The sequence below is a fragment of the Pseudomonas sp. 8209 genome, assembly GCF_028682105.1.
GTDB classification, from domain to species: domain Bacteria; phylum Pseudomonadota; class Gammaproteobacteria; order Pseudomonadales; family Pseudomonadaceae; genus Aquipseudomonas; species Aquipseudomonas palmensis.
The window spans coordinates 72,538-90,189 of sequence record NZ_JANIAH010000007.1 but is presented as its reverse complement, the minus strand read 5'-3'; the positions used below and the strand labels follow the sequence as shown (position 1 = coordinate 90,189).

Below are 17,652 nucleotides of genomic sequence, written 5' to 3'. Positions count from 1 at the left end.
GCCCAGCGCCGAGAGAATCGCGATTTGGTAATGGACTAATAACGAAGTCTTATGAATAAATTCGCCCTGACCCGCCTGCCGCACATGACCCTGCTGCTGGCCTTCAAGACCGTTGCCGAGCACGGCAGCTTCACCCGTGCCGCCACCGCGCTGCACCTGTCGCAGTCGGCCATCAGCCAGCAGGTGGTCAAGCTGGAGGAGGCATTGGGGGTGACGCTGTTCGTGCGTTCGACCCGTACCGTGGCCCTGACCAGGGCCGGCGCCGCGCTGCTGGACGATATTCGCGCCCCCTTCGACCAGCTGGTGGCCGCCTTCGAGAAATGCGCGCGCAAGGCCGCACCGTCGGTGCTGCACATCGAGGCCGAGCCGGTGATGAGCGCGTTCTGGCTGACCCCGCGCCTGAAGCATTTCACCCAGCGCTTCCCCGCGCTGCGCATCCAGCAACTGCTGAGCACCCAGCGCGTCGAGTTTCCCGACGAGGTGGAGCTGGCGATCAAGTGGGGCACGGCCGACTGGCCGGGTTTCGAGACGCAGTTTCTGATGGGCCTGAACTACGTGCCGATCTGCTCGCCCGCATTGCTCGAAGGGCCCGACGCGCTGCGGGTGCCGGCCGACCTGGCGCGTCACCCGCTGCTGCATGACCGGCATCATCACGACTGGGAAGCCTGGCAGGCGCTGTACCCCACGCCAGGGCTGGAGGTGCGCAGCGGGCACGTGGTCACCGACTCCAATGTGCTTGCGCAGCTGGCGATCGAGGGGCATGGTGTCGCCCTGTGTGCGATCGAGCTGACCGAACGGGCGGTGCGCAGCGGCGAACTGGTGATGCCCTTCCCCGAGCTGGTGATGCCGCATCAGCTGGCGTATTACCTGCTGACCAAGCCGCACAAGCAGATCAGCGACATGGCCCGGCAGTTCATTGCGTGGCTGAAGGAAGAGGCAGGCAACGGGGCGTAGTGCGTGACTGGGTGCCCGATCAGCCCATCAGCTCGACATCCGGAATCGCCGCCACCGTGGTTTCGCGCAGCAGCGCCAGGAACTCGACGACATAGGGTTTCTGGCTGTCTGCCGGCAAGGTGGCAGCCCAGATATCCGAGATAAGCCCCTCGCGGGTGATGGGCCTGGCCGTCACGTACTGACGCTGGAGGTAGGTCTGCACGGCCCAGCGTGGCAGCACCGCAATGCCGCGCCGCGCTGCCACCAGCATCAGGATCGCGACAGTCAGCTCGGCGGTGCGGCGCACAGGCTTGATCCCCGCGGGCCGCAACAATGAGCGGACAATGTCCAGCGCGTCTTCCTCGATCGGATAGGTCACCAGGGTTTCGTCGATAAAGTCCTCGGCCGTCAAGAACTCGCGCAGGGCCAAGGGGTGGTCGTTGGCAACCAGTGCCACCAGCGGATAGCGAAACAGCCCGTGAAAATCGACCCCTTCCTCGTCCCTTTCGGAGCAGGACACCAGTGCAAGATCGGCGGTGCGCTGATGCAGCAGGCCAACGGGATCGTCGTGATAACCCGATACCAAGTCCACTTCCACCTCAGGCCAGCGTGCTCTAAAGGCATCGACTGCGGGCATGAGCCAGTCAAAACAGGTGTGGCATTCGACGGCGATACGCAAGGTACCGCCGGTGCCTTCGGCCATCTGCAGCAGGTCACGCGTGGTCTGATTAAGAATGGGCACCACTTTGTCGGCGGCTTCCAGCAGCCGCTTGCCAGCCGGCGTAAAGACCACCGGGGAAGACTTGCGAACGAACAATGGGGTGCCGAAAAACTCCTCCAGCGCCTTGATGTGATGGGACAAGGCGCCTTGGGTCAGTCGCATCCAGGACGCGGCGCGGGAGACGCTGCCACTGTCGCGCAGGGCCACCAGCGTTTGCAGGTGGCGAACATCGATCGGGATTCTGTCCATTAAATTTACTGAGGTTAAGTGACGATATTATTCGTTTGAATAATAGACCTGCGATTTTCATACTTCCAGCCTCGATTTCACCCAGGCAAGACAGAGGCTGCACGCAAGATGAAAAAAACACACATGCACAGGCAGGTCGGCATTCTGGCAAGTGCACAGGCCTTGTTCCAGACGGTTTCGGTTCTGGTGATGACCATCGGCGCACTGGCAGGCGCCCAGTTGACCCACCGCGCCGACATGGCCACATTGCCTATCGCCAGCATGTTCCTGGGCACCGCACTGGCGATGTTTCCGGCCTCGTCATTCATGGCAAACGCCGGGCGCAGGGCCGGCTTTGTACTTGGCGCGGCGCTGGGCGTGACCGGCGGCATGGTCGCTGCCGCCGGTATCTGGTTCGGCTCCCTGGCCCTGCTCGCACTGGGCACCTTCCTGGTCGGCACCTATCAGGCCTTTGCCCAGTTCTACCGTTTTGCCGCAAGCGAGGTCGCGGACGAGAGCTTGCGCCCCAAGGCCATCTCGCTGGTGCTGGCAGGTGGCATAGTCGCTGCACTGCTGGGGCCGGCGTTGGCGCGGTTCGGAGGCCAGTGGATAGGCCCGCAGTACTTCGGGTCATTTGTTCTGCTGACCGTCGTCGCCGTGTTGGGGCTGGGCGTGCTGCTGTTTCTGGATATGCCTGCCACCGAACCACCGGCGGCGGGCCTGGACAAGGGCCGGCCATGGGCACGGATCGTCCTGCAGCCGACCTACCTGGTAGCCCTGTTCGGCGCGGTGACCGGCTATGGCGTGATGATACTGGCGATGACGGCGACTCCGCTGGCGATGCTCCACCATCACCATCCGCTGGCCACGGCCGCCACCGTCATCCAGTTGCACGTGATGGGCATGTTCCTGCCCTCGTTCTTCACCGGCGCCCTGATTTCCCGGCTGGGTGCGGCGTGGGTGATGCTGCTGGGCGTGATGCTGCTGGCCTTGCACGTTCTGACCACCTGGTCCGGCACGGGCTTCAATGCCTTTGCCAGTGCTCTGGTTCTGCTGGGTGTGGGCTGGAATTTCCTGTTCATCGGCGGCACGGCCTTGCTGACCACAACCTACAGCCCGGCGGAAAAGAGCCGGGCCCAGGCGACCAACGACATGGCGATCTTTGCGGTGGGATTGACGTGCTCGTTTGGCGCCGGCGGCCTGCTCGACGTGTTTGGCTGGCAGGTGCTGAATGCGCTGCTGCTGCCTTGGCTGGGGCTTGCCGGCCTGATGATCGTATGGCGGCTCGTGGCTGAAAACCGCACCCGAACGCTACCGCAGGGCTAGGGCCGCACGGGGTGTGGCACCCGGGATGATCCGGCAAGCACTCCAGCTCTTGTATAGACTGGGTCTGGACGCGCCTCATCACTGACGGGATTGCACGATGAATCACCGCTACACCCGCCTGGACAGGCTGGCCAGCAGTTCACTGCGCCTGAACATGGGGCTTGCCGTGCTCCTGGGCCTGGCGCTGCTGTTGACTGGCTTGTGCTACTGGGGCGTGAATCGCATGCTGCAGAAGCAGGAAGACACGGTGAAGTTTCACTTCGCCCGCCTGATGGAAAACATCCGCGAGCAGGAAGCCTTTCTCAGCGCCGTGTCGCGCAAAAGCGCCAAAGGCCAACTGCTGGGCGCCTCCAGTGTGCCGGTGGTGGTGCAACGGTCTTCGTCCAATGCCACCGGTGCGGTCTATGAAGAGCTCGAATATGCCTTCTCCCTGCCGTTCAGCGTGAAGATCAACCCGGCCAGGATCGCAGCCTCGCAACACGCCAGCGTCTCTACCCTGGGGGCGAACCTGGCCAACTACTACAGTGCATTCTGGTCGGCTTCGCACTATCAGTCGCCCCAGGTACTGCTGTTCAACCTGCCGGACAACTTCGATATCAGCGTACCGGCCATGGGGCGCCTGCGCGGCACGGGTCGGCCCCGACAAGAGGACTTCGATCGTGTGGTGCGCCAGGTGGGCAAGAGCCTGCACGACCACGCGCCGCAGGACCACCAGGTGCAGTGGGTGCCCTATGACGCAGGCCCCGATGCCCCTGCCACTGTGCTGGGGTATGTCGACATCGACCTGTCGGCAACCCGGCTGCACATTTCAGGGGCCAGCCCCTCGGTGGTGGTGGCGTCCATGTTCACGCTGGATCAGGTCAACAACATCGAACGCATCATACAGTGGTCGATCTACGATCACTTCAGCCTGATCGCCCCCACCCGCGAGGCATTGGTGGGCGAGTTCAAGCCCGATCGGGTGCTGCATGAAGGCCTGAACCTGAACGCTGACGGGCTGGTGTTCCGTGTGACAAGCCCGGGCGAGCAGCCCTGGACCGGCATCTATGTGATCGGTTTCAAAAGCTTTGTGGACTATGCCTTCTGGCCGCTGCTGGGGCTGGTTGCACTGATGCTGGCCGGATTGGGCGGCGGCTGGGCGTTCAATCACTGGTATCGCAAGCATGTGGTGTTGCCTGCCCACCGTGCACTTGAAGACATCGCCGAGAGCGAGGCTTTCAGTCGAGCCGTCATCGACACGGCGCCAGCCGGTCTGTGCGTGCTGCGTTGCAGCGACTACGCGGTGCTGCTGGAAAACCAGCACGCCCAGCAGTCCCACGGCAGCGCCACGCTGATCGGCGCCCTGCGTCGACAGCACGACCTGCCCGAGCGGGGCTCAACCGATCTGCAGGTTGAAGGCCGCCATTGGCACGTGAGCCTTGTGCCTACCCGCTACCACGGCGAAAACGCCTGGCTGTGTGCCTTTCATGACGTTACCCGGCTTGTCGAAGATGCCGCCAGCCTTGAACAGGCGCGCTTGGCCGCCGATTCCGCCAATGAAGCCAAGACACGTTTCCTGGCCACCATGAGCCATGAGATCCGCACACCGCTGTACGGCGTACTGGGCACCCTGGAGCTGATGGGGCTGACCGCGCTCGACCCGCGCCAGCAGCACTACCTGCAGACCATCCAGCGATCATCGGCCACCCTGTTCCAGCTGATCAGCGACGTGCTGGATGTGTCGAAGATCGAATCCGGACAGATGACCATCGACGATCTGGACTTCTGCCCTCTGGAGATGATCGAGGCCACACTCGGCACCTACAGTGCATACGCCCAGGCCAAAGGCTTGCAACTGTATGCCTGCATCGATGCCGACCTGCCCGACCGGCTGCGCGGCGATCCGTTGCGCATTCGCCAAATCCTCAACAACCTGCTGAGCAATGCCATCAAGTTCACCGACAGCGGCCGGGTGGTGCTGCGGGCTCGGGTCGTGGAACAGGACAGCGAATACAGCCAGTTGCAGTGGCAGGTCAGCGATTCGGGACTGGGCATTTCCCAGGCCCAGCAGGTGCATCTGTTCGACCCGTTCTATCAGGTGCGCGACGCCAGCAGCGAGGCCGGCGCAGGCCTGGGCCTGTCCATCTGCCGCCGGCTCTGCGAACTGATGGACGGCCAGCTCGACGTGGTCAGTGCAATCGGGCTGGGCAGCAGTTTCACCCTGCAGCTGAAGCTGCCCCGCGCGCCCGGCGCACTCACCGACTGTCCTGAATTCGAGGCATCCACCGCCCCTGTGTACGTGCGCGCGCCCGTCCCGGAACTGGCCCGGCACCTTTGCGCCTGGCTCGTTCGGCTGGGGGTCGACGCCCGTCCGCTGGCCAGCGACATGGGTTCGGGCAACGACGCGACACTGTTGGTGGACATGCTCGCGTCCGGTCAAGCGTGGGCTGGCCCCCGGATCAACGCCGTACCGGGCGGGCCCAACCCACCCGACCACGACGCTGATGGCTGGGAGGTCGATGCCTACGACGTTCGCGCGATCGCCAGGGCGGTGGGCCTGGCGCACGGCGGTCACGACACGCAGCACAGCGCCTGGCCAGCGGGCACCCGCCAGCCACTGGACCTGCGGATTCTGGTAGCCGAAGACAACCCCATCAATCAGGCGATCATCAAGGAGCAACTCGAAGCCCTGGGCTGCGTGGTCACGGTGGCGTTCAACGGTGAGCAGGCACTGGCACTCTGGGCGCCCGGGGCGTACGACCTGGTGCTCACCGACGTCAACATGCCGGTTATCAATGGCTATGAGCTGACCCAGGCATTGCGCCAGCAGGATGCCGACCTGCCCGTGATCGGCATCACAGCCAACGCCATGCGCGATGAAGGCGAGCGCTGCGCGGCCGTGGGCATGAACGCCTGGATGGTCAAGCCCCTGAACCTGCACACCTTGCGCACTCAGCTGTTGCAGCACTGCGAGCTGGTTCTGCCGCAGCCCTTCACCGAGGTCGACGACGCCGCCACCACACCATCGAGCGACGTCGACACCGTCCACGTTCCGCCTGCGATGCGAAAACTGTTCATCACCTCGATGCGCGACGACCTGCGCAAGATCCACGTCGCACTGGACAACGCCGATGCCGGCGTCCTGGCGCAGGTACTGCACAGCCTGGGCGGCGCCCTGTGCTCGGTTCAGGCGTTCACCCTGGCCACCTTGTGCGCCGAACTGGAATGCCAGCTTGCGGGGTCGCACATCACGCCGCAGCTGGCCCGGAAAGTACGCCAGGTGCAAACGCGCCTGGAGACCGTGCTGAACACACAGCAGGCCCTGGACGGTTGAAGCCGTCCTTTCTCACGTATTCGAAGAGGATTGTTGCGCAACGAAAAAAGGGCCACTTTTCAGTGGCCCTTCTTTCTGACGAATTACAGACCTTTCGATCTGTAGCTCCAAATACTGGAGCGGGAAACGAGACTCGAACTCGCGACCCCGACCTTGGCAAGGTCGTGCTCTACCAACTGAGCTATTCCCGCGTCGTGTTGATGGGGGCCATTCTAGCGATTTTAAAAACGCCGTCAACCCCTTGATTCAAAAAAGTTTATTTTATTTCAGAGCCTTCACGCAGGTGCGGCCAGGCTGCACGCAGGTAGTGCACCATCGACCACAGGGTCAGCCCCGCCGCCACCAGCAGCAGCGCATAACCCAGGCCTACCCAGAACCCCCACACCGGCGGATTGCCCAGCAGGATCACCAGCGCCAGCATCTGCGCCGCGGTCTTCCACTTGCCCAGGTTGGACACCGCCACATGGGCACGTGCGCCCATCTCGGCCATCCATTCACGCAGCGCCGACACCACGATCTCGCGACCGATGATGACCGCCGCCGGCAGCGTGAGCCACAGGTTGGCATGCACCTGCACCAGCAGCACCAGGGCCACGGCCACCATCAGCTTGTCCGCGACCGGGTCGAGGAAGGCGCCAAACGGAGTGCTCTGCTGCCACCGACGAGCCAGGTAACCGTCCAGCCAGTCGGTGGCGGCGGCAACGGCAAACACGCTGCTGGCGGCTATGTAGCTCCAGTGATACGGCACATAGAACAGCAGTATGAAGATCGGTATGAGCAGAACGCGTAGTACGGTAAGCAGATTCGGGATATTCATCGGCACAACTGGCTGCGAGGTGAGCGGGCATTCTACTCGCTATGCAGGCTGTCATAAATCGACTCGGCAAGCTTTTTACTGATTCCGGGTGCTTTGGCGATTTCTTCGACGCTGGCACGGCTCAGTTCCTGCAGTCCGCCAAAGTGTTTTAGCAGGTCGCGCCGGCGCTTGGGCCCTACCCCGGCGACGCCTTCCAGGGTCGAGGTGCGCCGCGTCTTGCCGCGCCGCGCGCGGTGACCGGTGATGGCGAAACGGTGCGCCTCGTCGCGGATCTGCTGGATCAGGTGCAGCGCCGGCGAGTCGCCCTTGAGGGTGAACTCGTGGGCCACGTCGTTGAGGTACAAGGTTTCGAAACCGGCCTTGCGCGTGGTGCCCTTGGCCACGCCCAGCAGAATCAGGTCGGGCACGGCCAGTTCCTGCAGCACGTCGCGGGCCATGTTCAGCTGGCCCTTGCCGCCATCCACCAGCAGCACGTCCGGCAGCTTGCCCTCACCGTCCTTGATCCGCGAGAAGCGCCGGGTCAGGGCCTGGTGCATGGCCGCGTAGTCATCGCCGGCGGTCACGCCCTCGATGTTGTAGCGCCGGTAGTCGGACTTGATCGGGCCTTCGGGGCCGAACACCACGCAGGAGGCCACGGTGGCCTCGCCGCTGGAGTGACTGATGTCGTAGCACTCCAGGCGCTGCGGGGTTTCATCCAGGTCCAGCACCTGGGCCAGCGCATCGAAGCGCGCGGCCATGTGCTGGCGGTTGGCAAGGCGCGCCATCAGCGCCTGCTCGGCGTTGGTCACGGCCAGTTGCTGCCAGCGCGCGCGGGTGCCGCGCACCCGATGGCTGATGGTCAGCTCGCGACCCCGCAGGGCCTCGACGGCGGCGCACAGGGCTTCGAAGTCTTCGTGCACCACGTTGACGATCAGCTCGGCAGGCAGTTCGCGCTCGGCGTTGCCCACGTAGTACTGGGCCAGGAACGCCGACAGCACCTCGGCCACGTCTTCCTCGATGCCCACCTGCGGAAAGAAGTTCTTGCTGCCCAGCACCCGCCCGCCGCGCACGCTGATAAGGTGCACGCACGCCCCGCCCGGGTTGACGAAGGCGGCCACCACATCCACGTCGCCGCTGCCGCCCTCCATGCTCTGCTGATCCTGCACGCGACGCAGCAAGGCGATCTGGTCGCGCAGCTCGGCGGCACGCTCGAACTCCAGGGCCATCGCGGCGCGCTCCATCTCTTCGTTGAGCTCGTTGGTCAACTGGTGGCTGCGCCCCTCCAGGAACATCACCGAGTGGCGCACGTCGGCGGCGTACTCCTGTGGCTCGACCAGGCCGACGCACGGCGCCTTGCAGCGCTTGATCTGGTACTGCAGGCACGGCCGGGTGCGGTTGGCGTAATAGCTGTCTTCGCACTGGCGCACGAAGAAGGTCTTCTGCAGCAGGCTCAGGCTTTCGCGAATGGCACCGGCACTGGGGTAAGGGCCGAAGTACCTGCCCTTGGCCTTCTTGGCCCCGCGATGGATGCCCAGGCGCGGGTAGTCGCCATCACTGAGGAACACATAGGGGTAGGACTTGTCGTCGCGCAACAGGATGTTGTACGGCGGGCGCCATTCCTTGATCAGGGTCTGCTCGAGCAGCAGCGCCTCGGTCTCGTTGGCGGTAATGGTGGTCTCGACCTGAGCGATGCGCGCCACCAGCGCGGCTGTCTTGGGCGCCAGGCCCGCCTTGCGAAAATAGCTCGCCAGGCGCTTCTTGAGGTTTTTGGCCTTGCCGACATACAGCAGGCGCGCGCCTTCGTCGAACATCCGGTAGACACCCGGACGTCCGCTGCAGGTCGCCAGAAAGGCACTTGAATCAAACGCTGGGGTCATATCAGAGGTTGGCGTCAACCATACCGTGGCGCACGGCCAGCAACGTCAGTTCCACGTCGCTGGTAACGGAAAGTTTCTCGAAGATCCGGTAACGGTACGTATTCACCGTCTTCGGCGACAAGCACAGCTTGTCGGAAATGATCTGCACCTTCTGGCAACCGACGATCATCAGGGCGATCTGGATCTCCCGCTCCGACAGGCTGTCGAACGGCGAGGCATTCTGCGGTTCGAACGACTTGAGTGCCAGCTGCTGGGCTATCTGCGGGCTGATGTAGCGCTGCCCGGCAAACACCAGGCGAATGGCCTGGACCATTTCACCCAGCCCGGCGCCCTTGGTCAGGTAGCCGGCCGCACCGGCCTGCAGCAGGCGGGTGGGAAACGGGTCTTCCTCGCACACGGTCACGGCCACCACCTTGATGTCGGGGTGGCTGCGCAGCAGCTTGCGGGTCGCCTCCAGGCCACCGATGCCGGGCATCTTGACGTCCATCAGGACCACGTCGGGCTTGAGTTCGCGGGTGAGTTTCAGTGCTGCCTCGCCGGAATCGGCTTCCCCTACCACCTGCAGGCCGTCGATGTCGGCCAGCATGCGGGTAATGCCCGTACGCACCAAATCGTGGTCATCGACCACCAGGACCCTGATCAAGCAGACACCTCGCGTTACGGTGTGAATTGTATCCGGCCACCTTAGCAAAAAATCGACCGGGTGAGCTAACTGTAAACGCCATCCGGCTGACGTCAATTTCCCAGCCTTCCTACGTGGCTTCCTACGCGGCTCATCATCACTGCAGCTTGGCTTCTGCCTGGATGAGCAGACCTGCCTGTACAGGCACAGGCCACGCATGAAACTGAAACTATGCCCGGCTCGCCACGCGGAGCACAAGCGGTGGCGAATGCAAAAAAAAGCAACGCCAATAAAACAGGCTGTTCACGCTCGCGATGCACTCATCAACACAACTAACCCGTCGCCCTATTGCAACTTTCAAAACATTAAGCTGAAACGGTTTACCTAATTAAATGAAGGCGATTTGCCACCATTAAAATTTATGTAAAAACCCCGTGGAAGCATTTTTTTGGCGCCATTAAAACACACCCAATACACATATCAATTTTTTGACGTCGAACTTTCTACAAACTATATGTAATTGTTTTTAAACGGTTTTTTAACTTTCACAAAACAAACTATATTTTTTTCTAGTTAATTTGATATGAAGTGTTGCCGTTCCAAAATTAAACGCTATAGGATGAAAAAAAGAGAGATAAGCCGCCGACGAACATCAACGTTCGCCGCGTTTCAGTTTGCGCCTGCCGCCTGAACATTTATCAACTACACAAGGGTTCGCTCAGGCGAACAGTGCTAAAGGGATCTCTATGAACATCAGTATTTTCGGGCTCGGATATGTAGGTGCCGTGTGCGCCGGGTGCCTCTCGGCACGTGGCCACAATGTGGTGGGGGTGGATATCTCCCCGGCCAAGATCGACATGATCAACCAGGGCAAGTCGCCCATCGTCGAGCCGGGGCTCGAGCAGCTGTTGCAACAGGCCGTGCAGCAAGGGCGCCTGTACGGCACCACCGACGTACAACGCGCCGTGCTCGACACCGAACTGTCGCTGCTGTGCGTGGGCACGCCCAGCAAGAAGAACGGCGACCTCGACCTGGTGTACATGGAGGCCGTATGCCGCCAGATCGGCGAAGCCCTGCGTGACAAGGCTGGCCGTCACACCGTGGTGGTGCGCAGCACCGTGCTGCCAGGCACGGTCAACAACGTGGTCATCCCGCTGCTCGAGCAAGCCTCGGGCAAGAAGGCCGGCGTCGATTTCGGCGTGGCGGTCAACCCCGAGTTCCTGCGTGAAAGCACGGCCATCAAGGACTACGACTTCCCGGCCATGACCGTGATCGGCGAACTCGACACCCAGTCGGGCGACATCCTGCAATCGCTGTACGAGGGCCTGGACGCCCCGGTGATCCGCAAGTCGATCGAAGTGGCCGAGATGATCAAGTACACCTGCAACGTGTGGCACGCCACCAAGGTGAGCTTCGCCAACGAGATCGGCAACATCGCCAAGGCCTCCGGGGTGGACGGACGCGAGGTGATGGACGTGGTGTGCCAGGACCACAAGCTCAATCTGTCGCGCTACTACCTGCGCCCCGGCTTCGCCTTCGGCGGCTCCTGCCTGCCCAAGGACGTGCGCGCCCTCACCTACCGCGCCGGCCAGCTGGACGTCGAGCACCCGCTGCTGGCCTCGATCATGTCCAGCAACCGCAGCCAGGTGCAGAACGCCTTCGACCTGGTCAGCGGTTTCAACAAGCGCCGTATCGGCCTGCTGGGGCTGAGCTTCAAGGCCGGCAGCGACGACCTGCGCGAAAGCCCGCTGGTGGAGCTGGCCGAAATGCTGATCGGCAAGGGTTACGAGCTGCGCATCTTCGACGCCAACGTCGAGTATGCCCGGGTGTTCGGCGCCAACCGCGACTACATCGAGTCGAAGATCCCGCACGTGTCGTCGCTGCTGTGCAACGACCTCGACCAGGTGATCGACGGCGCCGAGATCATCGTGCTGGGCAACAACGACCCGCGTTTCGCCCAGGCTCTGGAAGGCAATGGCGACAAGCAGATCGTCGACCTGGTCGGTTTCATGCCCAACGCCAGCAACGCCACCCAGGAAGGGATCTGCTGGTAAGGCCACAGGCTCCGTCAAGAGAGCCCAAGGCGTTCGACTCCACGCGTCACCCGACTGTTTACCTGCCTGAGTGCCGCCTCCTTCGGAGCGCCGGCGAACCTCATGTGCGTGAACGGCCGGGTGCGCGCTGCCCGTACCAAGGAGAAACGGCACCATGAAACCACAGCAACAGCGGCCCGAGGGCCGACCCGGCTACCTGCAGGCAGGCGCCAGCTTCTGTGCCTGGGCCTGCCTGTTCGGCCTGGTCGCGCTGGCGTCGCAGATGATCGCGCCGCAGTACCTGGACCCCAGCCACCACACGTTCATCTTCATCATCGGTACCCTGGGCATGTGGCGCTACGGCAATGCCATCGTCCACTACATCCGCGGCATGTACTTCCTGCACTGGAAGTTCCCGCGCATCCGCAAGGCGGTCGAGCGGATGGGCGACGATGCCCTGCCCTCGCACATGTTCATGGTGGTGACCAGCTTTCGCATCCCCACCCACACCACCTTCAAGGTGTACCAGTCGGTATTCCAGGAAGTGCAGCGGCTGAACGTGCCGTGCACGGTGATCGCCTCGATCGTGGAAAAAGGCGACGAGCAGTTCATCAAGACCATCATGCGCAACGAGGTGGTCGATCGCGACGACATCAAGCTGGTGATCGTGCGCGCCCGTGGCACCGGCAAGCGTGACGGCCTGGCCCATGCCTTCCGTGCCCTGTCGCGGCAGATGCCGCTGCAGGACGCGGTGGTGGGCGTGGTCGACGGCGACACCATGATGCTGCCCGGCTGCGTCGAGCGCGCGGTCAAGCTGTTCGCCTACCTGCCCAATGTCGGCGGCCTGACCACCAACGAGTTCTGCGAGGTCGAAGGCAGCCCGCTGATGCGCCAGTGGCACTCGATGCGCTTCGTGCAGCGGCACATCAACATGTGCTCGATGGCCCTGTCGCACCGGGTGCTGACCCTGACCGGCCGGCTGTCGTTCTTTCGCGCCAGCGTGATGACCGACCCCGAATTCATCCGCGACGTGGAAGCCGACTTTCTCGAACACTGGCGCCTTGGCCGCTTCCAGTTTCTCACCGGCGACGACAAGTCTTCGTGGCTGAGCCTGATGCGCGCCGGCTGGGACACCTTCTACGTGCCCGACAGCAACACCCTGACCGTGGAGCATCCACCAGACAACAGCTTCTGGCGCGCCACCCGCCAGCTGATGTTCCGCTGGTACGGCAACTCGCTGCGCCAGAACTTTCGCGCCACCCACCTGCTGGGCCGCGCCCGCCTGGGCCTGTTCACCCTGTACGTGCTGCTCGACCAGCGCGTGTCGATGTGGACCTGCCTGATGGGCCTGACCGCCTCGGTAGTGGCCGGCGTGGTGTTCGGCATCGAGTACCTGCTGGTGTACCTGTTCTGGGTACTGCTCTCGCGCAGCCTGGTGACGGTGCTGTTTCTGTTCGCCGGTCACCCGGTCAGCCCGGTGTACCCGTTCGTTCTCTATTACAACCAGATCGTGGGCTCGCTGATGAAGGTGTACGCACTGTTCCACATGGACCAGCAGAGCTGGACCCGGCAAAAAACCACGCTAAGCAACGGCACTGTCGATTTCGACACGGCCCTGAACCGCTGGTCATCGAAGGCGATGCTGTTTTCATCCATCGCGATTTTCTTCGGTGCCATCTCGGTACTTCTCGAACTCACGCAACGTTAAGGAAAGGCGCCTGCCATGAGTAGCTCGAACATCCCAGCAGCCCCCGGCACCACTGCAGCCAACGTGGTCCACGAGGCCATCGACGAACGCCAGTACGTGCGCACCAAGCTCAATGCCCGGGTCAGGCTCAGCGCCCCCGGCCAGGCGCCCATCGACAGCACCCTGCAGGACATCTCCCTGGGCGGCCTGGGCCTGGTGCACAGCGCCCCGCTGAAGATCGGCAGCCTGTACACCGCCTCGATCCAGCTGCGCCTGAACCAGGTCGACCTGAACATCGACAGCCAGATCAAGATCGTCTCGCAGCGCGGCGCCGAAGTCGGCGCGCAGTTCGTCGACCTCGACGCCCAGAAGCGCGACATCCTGCGCTACATCATCAGCGCCTACCTGTCGGGCGAAATTGCCGACGTCAACGGCCTGTTCAACGTGATGCAGCGCGAGAACTACATCAAGGAGCGCAAGCACAAGTACGCCAGCGCACGCAATGCAGGCGATCGCCTGCGCGCCATCGGCGGCACCCTGCTGTTCACCGCCGCCGGCATCGCCGCCCTGAGCTTCGTGGCCTACAAGAGCTACCTGCTGTTCTTCCGCATTCCGGCCGTGCAGGCCCAGGTCAGTGCCGATGCGCAGATCATCAGCATGCCCGACAACGGCTACGTGAAGTTCCTGCTGCAGCCTGGGCAGAGCGAGGTCAAGGCCGGCGAGCCGCTGGCCAACATCTCCACCCAGCTGGCTACCAGCTTCACCAGCCCGGCCGACATGAAGGCGCTGGCCGACCTCGCGCCCGGCGACCTGCAGACCCTGCTGGGGCGCGCCACCATCGAGACCGTGATCAACAGCCCGTGCGACTGCCAGGTGTACTTCCCCAGCACGCCCATGAACGGCTACGGCTACAAGCAGGCGCCGCTGCTGCACCTGCTGCCCAAGGACCAGCCGCTGTACGTCAGCGCCAACGTGCCGTTCGACAAGCTGAGCGACATCAGCCGGGTCAGATCCGTGGACCTGCAGGTGTTCGGCCTGGACGAACGCTTCGGCGGCACCGTGGTGGACTCGCGGGTCGACGCACTGAACAAGAACCTCGCCCTGACCATCCGGCCGGACCGTCCGCTGCCACTGGCGGCCTACCAGAAACCGGTGGCGGTGGACCTGTACCTGGGCCTGCCGGCCTTGCCGTCGCTGTCGCGCTGAAGGGCCCCCAGATGAAACCGATGACGCCCGCCTGGCTGCTGTTCACTGCCCTCGCCTGCACCGGCCCTGCCCTTGCCGGGCAAAGCCTGGAGCAGATCCGCTACGCGCTGTACAAGGACCCGCAAGCCGATGTGAGCGCCGATTTGCGCGTGCTCGCCGAGCGCGGTGACCTGGCGTCCAAGCAGTTGCTGGGCGATGTGCTGGCCAGCAGCGACAGCGCCAACCGCCAGGAGGCGATCCGCCTGTACCAGGAAGCGTTTGCCGAGGGTCGCGGCCTGGTGCCGGCGCTGGCCTCGCTGGCCCGCCTGCTTGACCGCAGCCCCGGCCTGCGCCAGCAGCAGCGCGCCTGGGTGGCCCAGGCGCTGACCCGCTACCCGGCCACCCTGGACCCGCGCAACACCAATGCCACGCTGGAAGTGTTCCTGACCTACCCGGACCTGGTGCCCACCGCCGAGGCCGCGCAGCTGCTGGCGCTGTACGAGCAGTCCTGCCTGCTCGACTGCCACCCCGAGCTGTACCGCGCGGTGGTCGCCGAGCGCCAGGGCGACCGCGCCGCTGCCGAGCACTGGTACCAGCAGGCGGTACGCGTCGACCCGCGTGGCGTCGACCGCTACTACGCCTTCCTCGGCGAGCGCCAGGACACCGCGTTCCCCGCCTTCGCCCGCACCCTGGAGCCCCGGATGGCGCAGTTGCCGGTGGAGATCGTGCACCGTATCGGCTCGTTGCTCGACACCATCAGCACCGTGCAGCGTGCCGACCAGCAGGCCGAACAGGATGAGCAGCTGGGCAACGCCATGGGTGCCCCAAGGCCTGCGCCCACCCCCGAACAGCAGGCCCGTGCAAAGGCCCTGGCCGATGAATGGGCGGCCGCCATGGCCGAGGTCCAGCGCTGGTTCGACAACGCCGCGCAGCGCGGTTTCGTGCCGGCGCTGGTGTCCAAGGCCAACTTCATGATCTCCAACCCCACCGAGCACAACGCCGACCAGGTACAGGCGCTGATTGCCCAGGTGCAGGCCAAGGACCCGACCCGGGCCAAGGCGCTCAATGCCTCGCTGTACATGGTCACCAACTGGCTGACCCTGGACCCGCAAAAGGCCCAGGTGCTGATCGACGAACTGATCGCCAGCAACTTTCGCGACGCGCACCTGCTGCTGGCCGACCTGTACAGCAAGGGCGGCCTCGACCAGCCCGACCAGGAGCGTGCCCTGGCGATCTACCAGGAACAGGCCGAGCGCGGCGCCACTGCCGCCTGGTACCGCATGGCCACCATCTACGCGAGCGGCCGCGCCATCTGCCACGACCCGGTCAAGGCCTACACCTACGCGCGCCTTGCCCTGGACCTGGGCGAGCGCCGCGCCCGCGGGCTGCTCAAGCGCCTGGACAAAACCCTGAAAACGGCTGACATCGAGCGCGCCATGGCGGCACGCAATGACCTGCTCAAGGAGACCACCCTGTGAAAGCGCATCCGTCCCTGTTTGGCGCCCTGCTCATGCTCGCGCCGCTGTACACCGCGTTCGCCGCCGAAGAAATCACCGGCCCCGAGGCCGACAGCAGCGAGCCGGTGCGGGTAGACGCCGACGCCAGCACGCCGGTGATCACCTCCGAATTCTTCAACAAGCTCACCGTGCAGACCGGCTACGGCCCCGAAGACTCCCAGGTGGGGCGCAGCCGCGAGAGCTTCTACAGCCTGCGCTACGAACCCTCGTTCGCCTGGTACTCACCGGAAAAACGCTGGGCCAAGTGGATGGTCTACGGTCGCCTGTGGCTCAACTACGACTCCAGCCAGACGGCCAACAGCCAGAACGAAAGCACCAACGCCTTCGACCGCGAGCAGCCCGAAGGCTGGTACGCCGAGCTGCGCGAGCTGTACGTCAAGCGCAACCTGCTGGGCGACGACCCGCGCTTCTCGCTGTCGGCCGGACGCCAGCGCTTTGCCGACGACTACGGCATCTGGTGGGACGACAGCATCGAGTCGCTGCGTTTCGACTACAAGGACACCTTCGCCAAGGGCTTCTTCGCCGTGGCGCAGAAGTTCTACAACTACAACAGCGACGTCAACCGCCTGGCCGACAGCGAAGAACGCACCACCTACCTGATGGGCGAGTACGCCTACCGCTGGAGCGAGAACAACTGGGCCGGCACGCGCGTGATGTACGAAGACGACCACAGCGGGCACGACCCGCGTGACCGCTACGACTTCACCGGCATGCGCTACGGGCTGTTCTTCAAGGCCGACAACCTGCAGGTCAGCCCGCTGTTCAGCGACTACCACCTGGAACTGGCCGCACTCGACGGCAAGGTCGACAACACCGACGGCAACGGCCTGACCACCACCGGCCACCACGCCAGCGGCTGGGCGGCGCTGGGCGAGATCGGCAAACGCTTCGACGACCTGCCCTGGACCCCGCGCCTGGCCTTGCGCGGCGGGCTGACCGACAAGCCGAGCAACGAGAACGACGGCTTTCGTCTCAACACCATCCAGTCCGACCGCATCACCCGCCAGGGCTCCTACAGCACCCGCCTGGCCAGCTCGTTCGTCAGCCTCGACCTGCGCAACCTGAGCTACTACGGCTTTGCCGTGGAAACCCGGCCCACGCCGCGCAGCGCCCTGGATTTTCGCCTCACCGAACTCAAGCTGCGCGATGCCAGTGGCACCCTGCCGATCCGCGTCGACGGCGACCAGCGCAGCGCGCGCAACCAGGCCATCGCCCAGGGCAGCAACGGCAACGGCAAGCACGTGGGGCAGATGCTCGACCTCAACTACTACTGGAAGATGTTTCCGGTCGCCCTCGACGGCAAGCACCTGGACGTCAACACCCTGGTCAGCGCCAGCTACCTCAATGCCGGCAACGCGCTGGATACCGGTGACGACTACCAGCTGACGGTCGGCGTCGTGATCAGTTACTAAGG

General features: G+C 63.8%; 12 protein-coding genes and 1 tRNA gene. 8 read left to right on the top strand and 5 right to left on the bottom strand.

Features of this window, described 5'->3' with window-relative positions:
• Positions 1–51 precede the first annotated feature (51 nt).
• Positions 52–954 (top strand): LysR substrate-binding domain-containing protein, encoded by a 903-nt coding sequence (locus NP552_RS16720; RefSeq protein ID WP_078481055.1) that lies wholly within the window; start codon positions 52–54, stop codon positions 952–954.
• Between the two features lie 19 nt (positions 955–973).
• On the opposite strand, the gene NP552_RS16715 is transcribed toward NP552_RS16720, so the two are convergent.
• Positions 974–1,903, bottom strand: a complete 930-nt coding sequence (locus NP552_RS16715) for a LysR family transcriptional regulator (RefSeq protein ID WP_054916486.1) — start codon at positions 1,901–1,903, stop codon at positions 974–976.
• A gap of 108 nt (positions 1,904–2,011) precedes the next feature.
• Between NP552_RS16715 and NP552_RS16710 the strand changes: the two genes are divergently transcribed.
• Positions 2,012–3,208 (top strand): MFS transporter, encoded by a 1,197-nt coding sequence (locus NP552_RS16710; RefSeq protein ID WP_088514856.1) that lies wholly within the window; start codon positions 2,012–2,014, stop codon positions 3,206–3,208.
• A gap of 97 nt (positions 3,209–3,305) precedes the next feature.
• Positions 3,306–6,521: a hybrid sensor histidine kinase/response regulator gene (locus NP552_RS16705; RefSeq protein WP_274096933.1), complete on the top strand. Its 3,216-nt coding sequence runs from the start codon at positions 3,306–3,308 to the stop codon at positions 6,519–6,521.
• A gap of 115 nt (positions 6,522–6,636) precedes the next feature.
• Here the strand turns inward: NP552_RS16705 and NP552_RS16700 are convergent.
• The 4 genes from NP552_RS16700 to gacA form a co-directional block, all read right to left on the bottom strand.
• Positions 6,637–6,712 (bottom strand) — tRNA-Gly (locus NP552_RS16700).
• 65 nt (positions 6,713–6,777) lie between these two features.
• Positions 6,778–7,338: a CDP-diacylglycerol--glycerol-3-phosphate 3-phosphatidyltransferase gene (pgsA, locus tag NP552_RS16695; protein ID WP_043860267.1), complete on the bottom strand. Its 561-nt coding sequence runs from the start codon at positions 7,336–7,338 to the stop codon at positions 6,778–6,780.
• Positions 7,339–7,370: 32 nt separating this feature from the next.
• Positions 7,371–9,194, bottom strand: a complete 1,824-nt coding sequence (gene uvrC, locus NP552_RS16690; protein ID WP_043860266.1) for an excinuclease ABC subunit UvrC — start codon at positions 9,192–9,194, stop codon at positions 7,371–7,373.
• Between the two features lies 1 nt (position 9,195).
• Positions 9,196–9,837: a response regulator transcription factor GacA gene (gacA, locus tag NP552_RS16685; protein WP_043860265.1), complete on the bottom strand. Its 642-nt coding sequence runs from the start codon at positions 9,835–9,837 to the stop codon at positions 9,196–9,198.
• 725 nt (positions 9,838–10,562) lie between these two features.
• Here gacA and NP552_RS16680 point away from each other — a divergent pair.
• From NP552_RS16680 to NP552_RS16660, 5 genes are all read left to right on the top strand, one after another.
• Complete coding sequence (locus NP552_RS16680) at positions 10,563–11,870, top strand: nucleotide sugar dehydrogenase (RefSeq protein ID WP_043860264.1); 1,308 nt, start codon at positions 10,563–10,565, stop codon at positions 11,868–11,870.
• A gap of 154 nt (positions 11,871–12,024) precedes the next feature.
• Entirely contained in the window at positions 12,025–13,557 is a 1,533-nt protein-coding gene (locus NP552_RS16675; RefSeq protein WP_173925053.1) for a glycosyltransferase, read from the top strand.
• Between the two features lie 15 nt (positions 13,558–13,572).
• Entirely contained in the window at positions 13,573–14,742 is a 1,170-nt protein-coding gene (locus tag NP552_RS16670) for a PilZ domain-containing protein (RefSeq protein WP_054916489.1), read from the top strand.
• Positions 14,743–14,753: 11 nt separating this feature from the next.
• Positions 14,754–16,199: a sel1 repeat family protein gene (locus tag NP552_RS16665; RefSeq protein ID WP_052504205.1), complete on the top strand. Its 1,446-nt coding sequence runs from the start codon at positions 14,754–14,756 to the stop codon at positions 16,197–16,199.
• On the top strand, positions 16,196–17,650 hold the full coding sequence (locus tag NP552_RS16660; protein WP_274096932.1) for an ion channel protein AlgE: 1,455 nt from the start codon (positions 16,196–16,198) through the stop codon (positions 17,648–17,650). Before NP552_RS16665 ends, NP552_RS16660 begins: the two co-directional genes overlap by 4 nt.
• Positions 17,651–17,652: the final 2 nt, after the last annotated feature.

Coding starts and splice junctions, on each gene's coding strand:
- NP552_RS16720 (WP_078481055.1), top strand. CDS start 52: ATGAATAAATTCGCCCTGACCCGCCTGCCGCACATGACCCTGCTGCTG.
- NP552_RS16675 (WP_173925053.1), top strand. CDS start 12,025: ATGAAACCACAGCAACAGCGGCCCGAGGGCCGACCCGGCTACCTGCAG.
- NP552_RS16670 (WP_054916489.1), top strand. CDS start 13,573: ATGAGTAGCTCGAACATCCCAGCAGCCCCCGGCACCACTGCAGCCAAC.
- pgsA (WP_043860267.1), bottom strand. CDS start 7,338: ATGAATATCCCGAATCTGCTTACCGTACTACGCGTTCTGCTCATACCG.
- NP552_RS16665 (WP_052504205.1), top strand. CDS start 14,754: ATGAAACCGATGACGCCCGCCTGGCTGCTGTTCACTGCCCTCGCCTGC.
- NP552_RS16715 (WP_054916486.1), bottom strand. CDS start 1,903: ATGGACAGAATCCCGATCGATGTTCGCCACCTGCAAACGCTGGTGGCC.
- NP552_RS16705 (WP_274096933.1), top strand. CDS start 3,306: ATGAATCACCGCTACACCCGCCTGGACAGGCTGGCCAGCAGTTCACTG.
- NP552_RS16710 (WP_088514856.1), top strand. CDS start 2,012: ATGAAAAAAACACACATGCACAGGCAGGTCGGCATTCTGGCAAGTGCA.
- uvrC (WP_043860266.1), bottom strand. CDS start 9,194: ATGACCCCAGCGTTTGATTCAAGTGCCTTTCTGGCGACCTGCAGCGGA.
- NP552_RS16680 (WP_043860264.1), top strand. CDS start 10,563: ATGAACATCAGTATTTTCGGGCTCGGATATGTAGGTGCCGTGTGCGCC.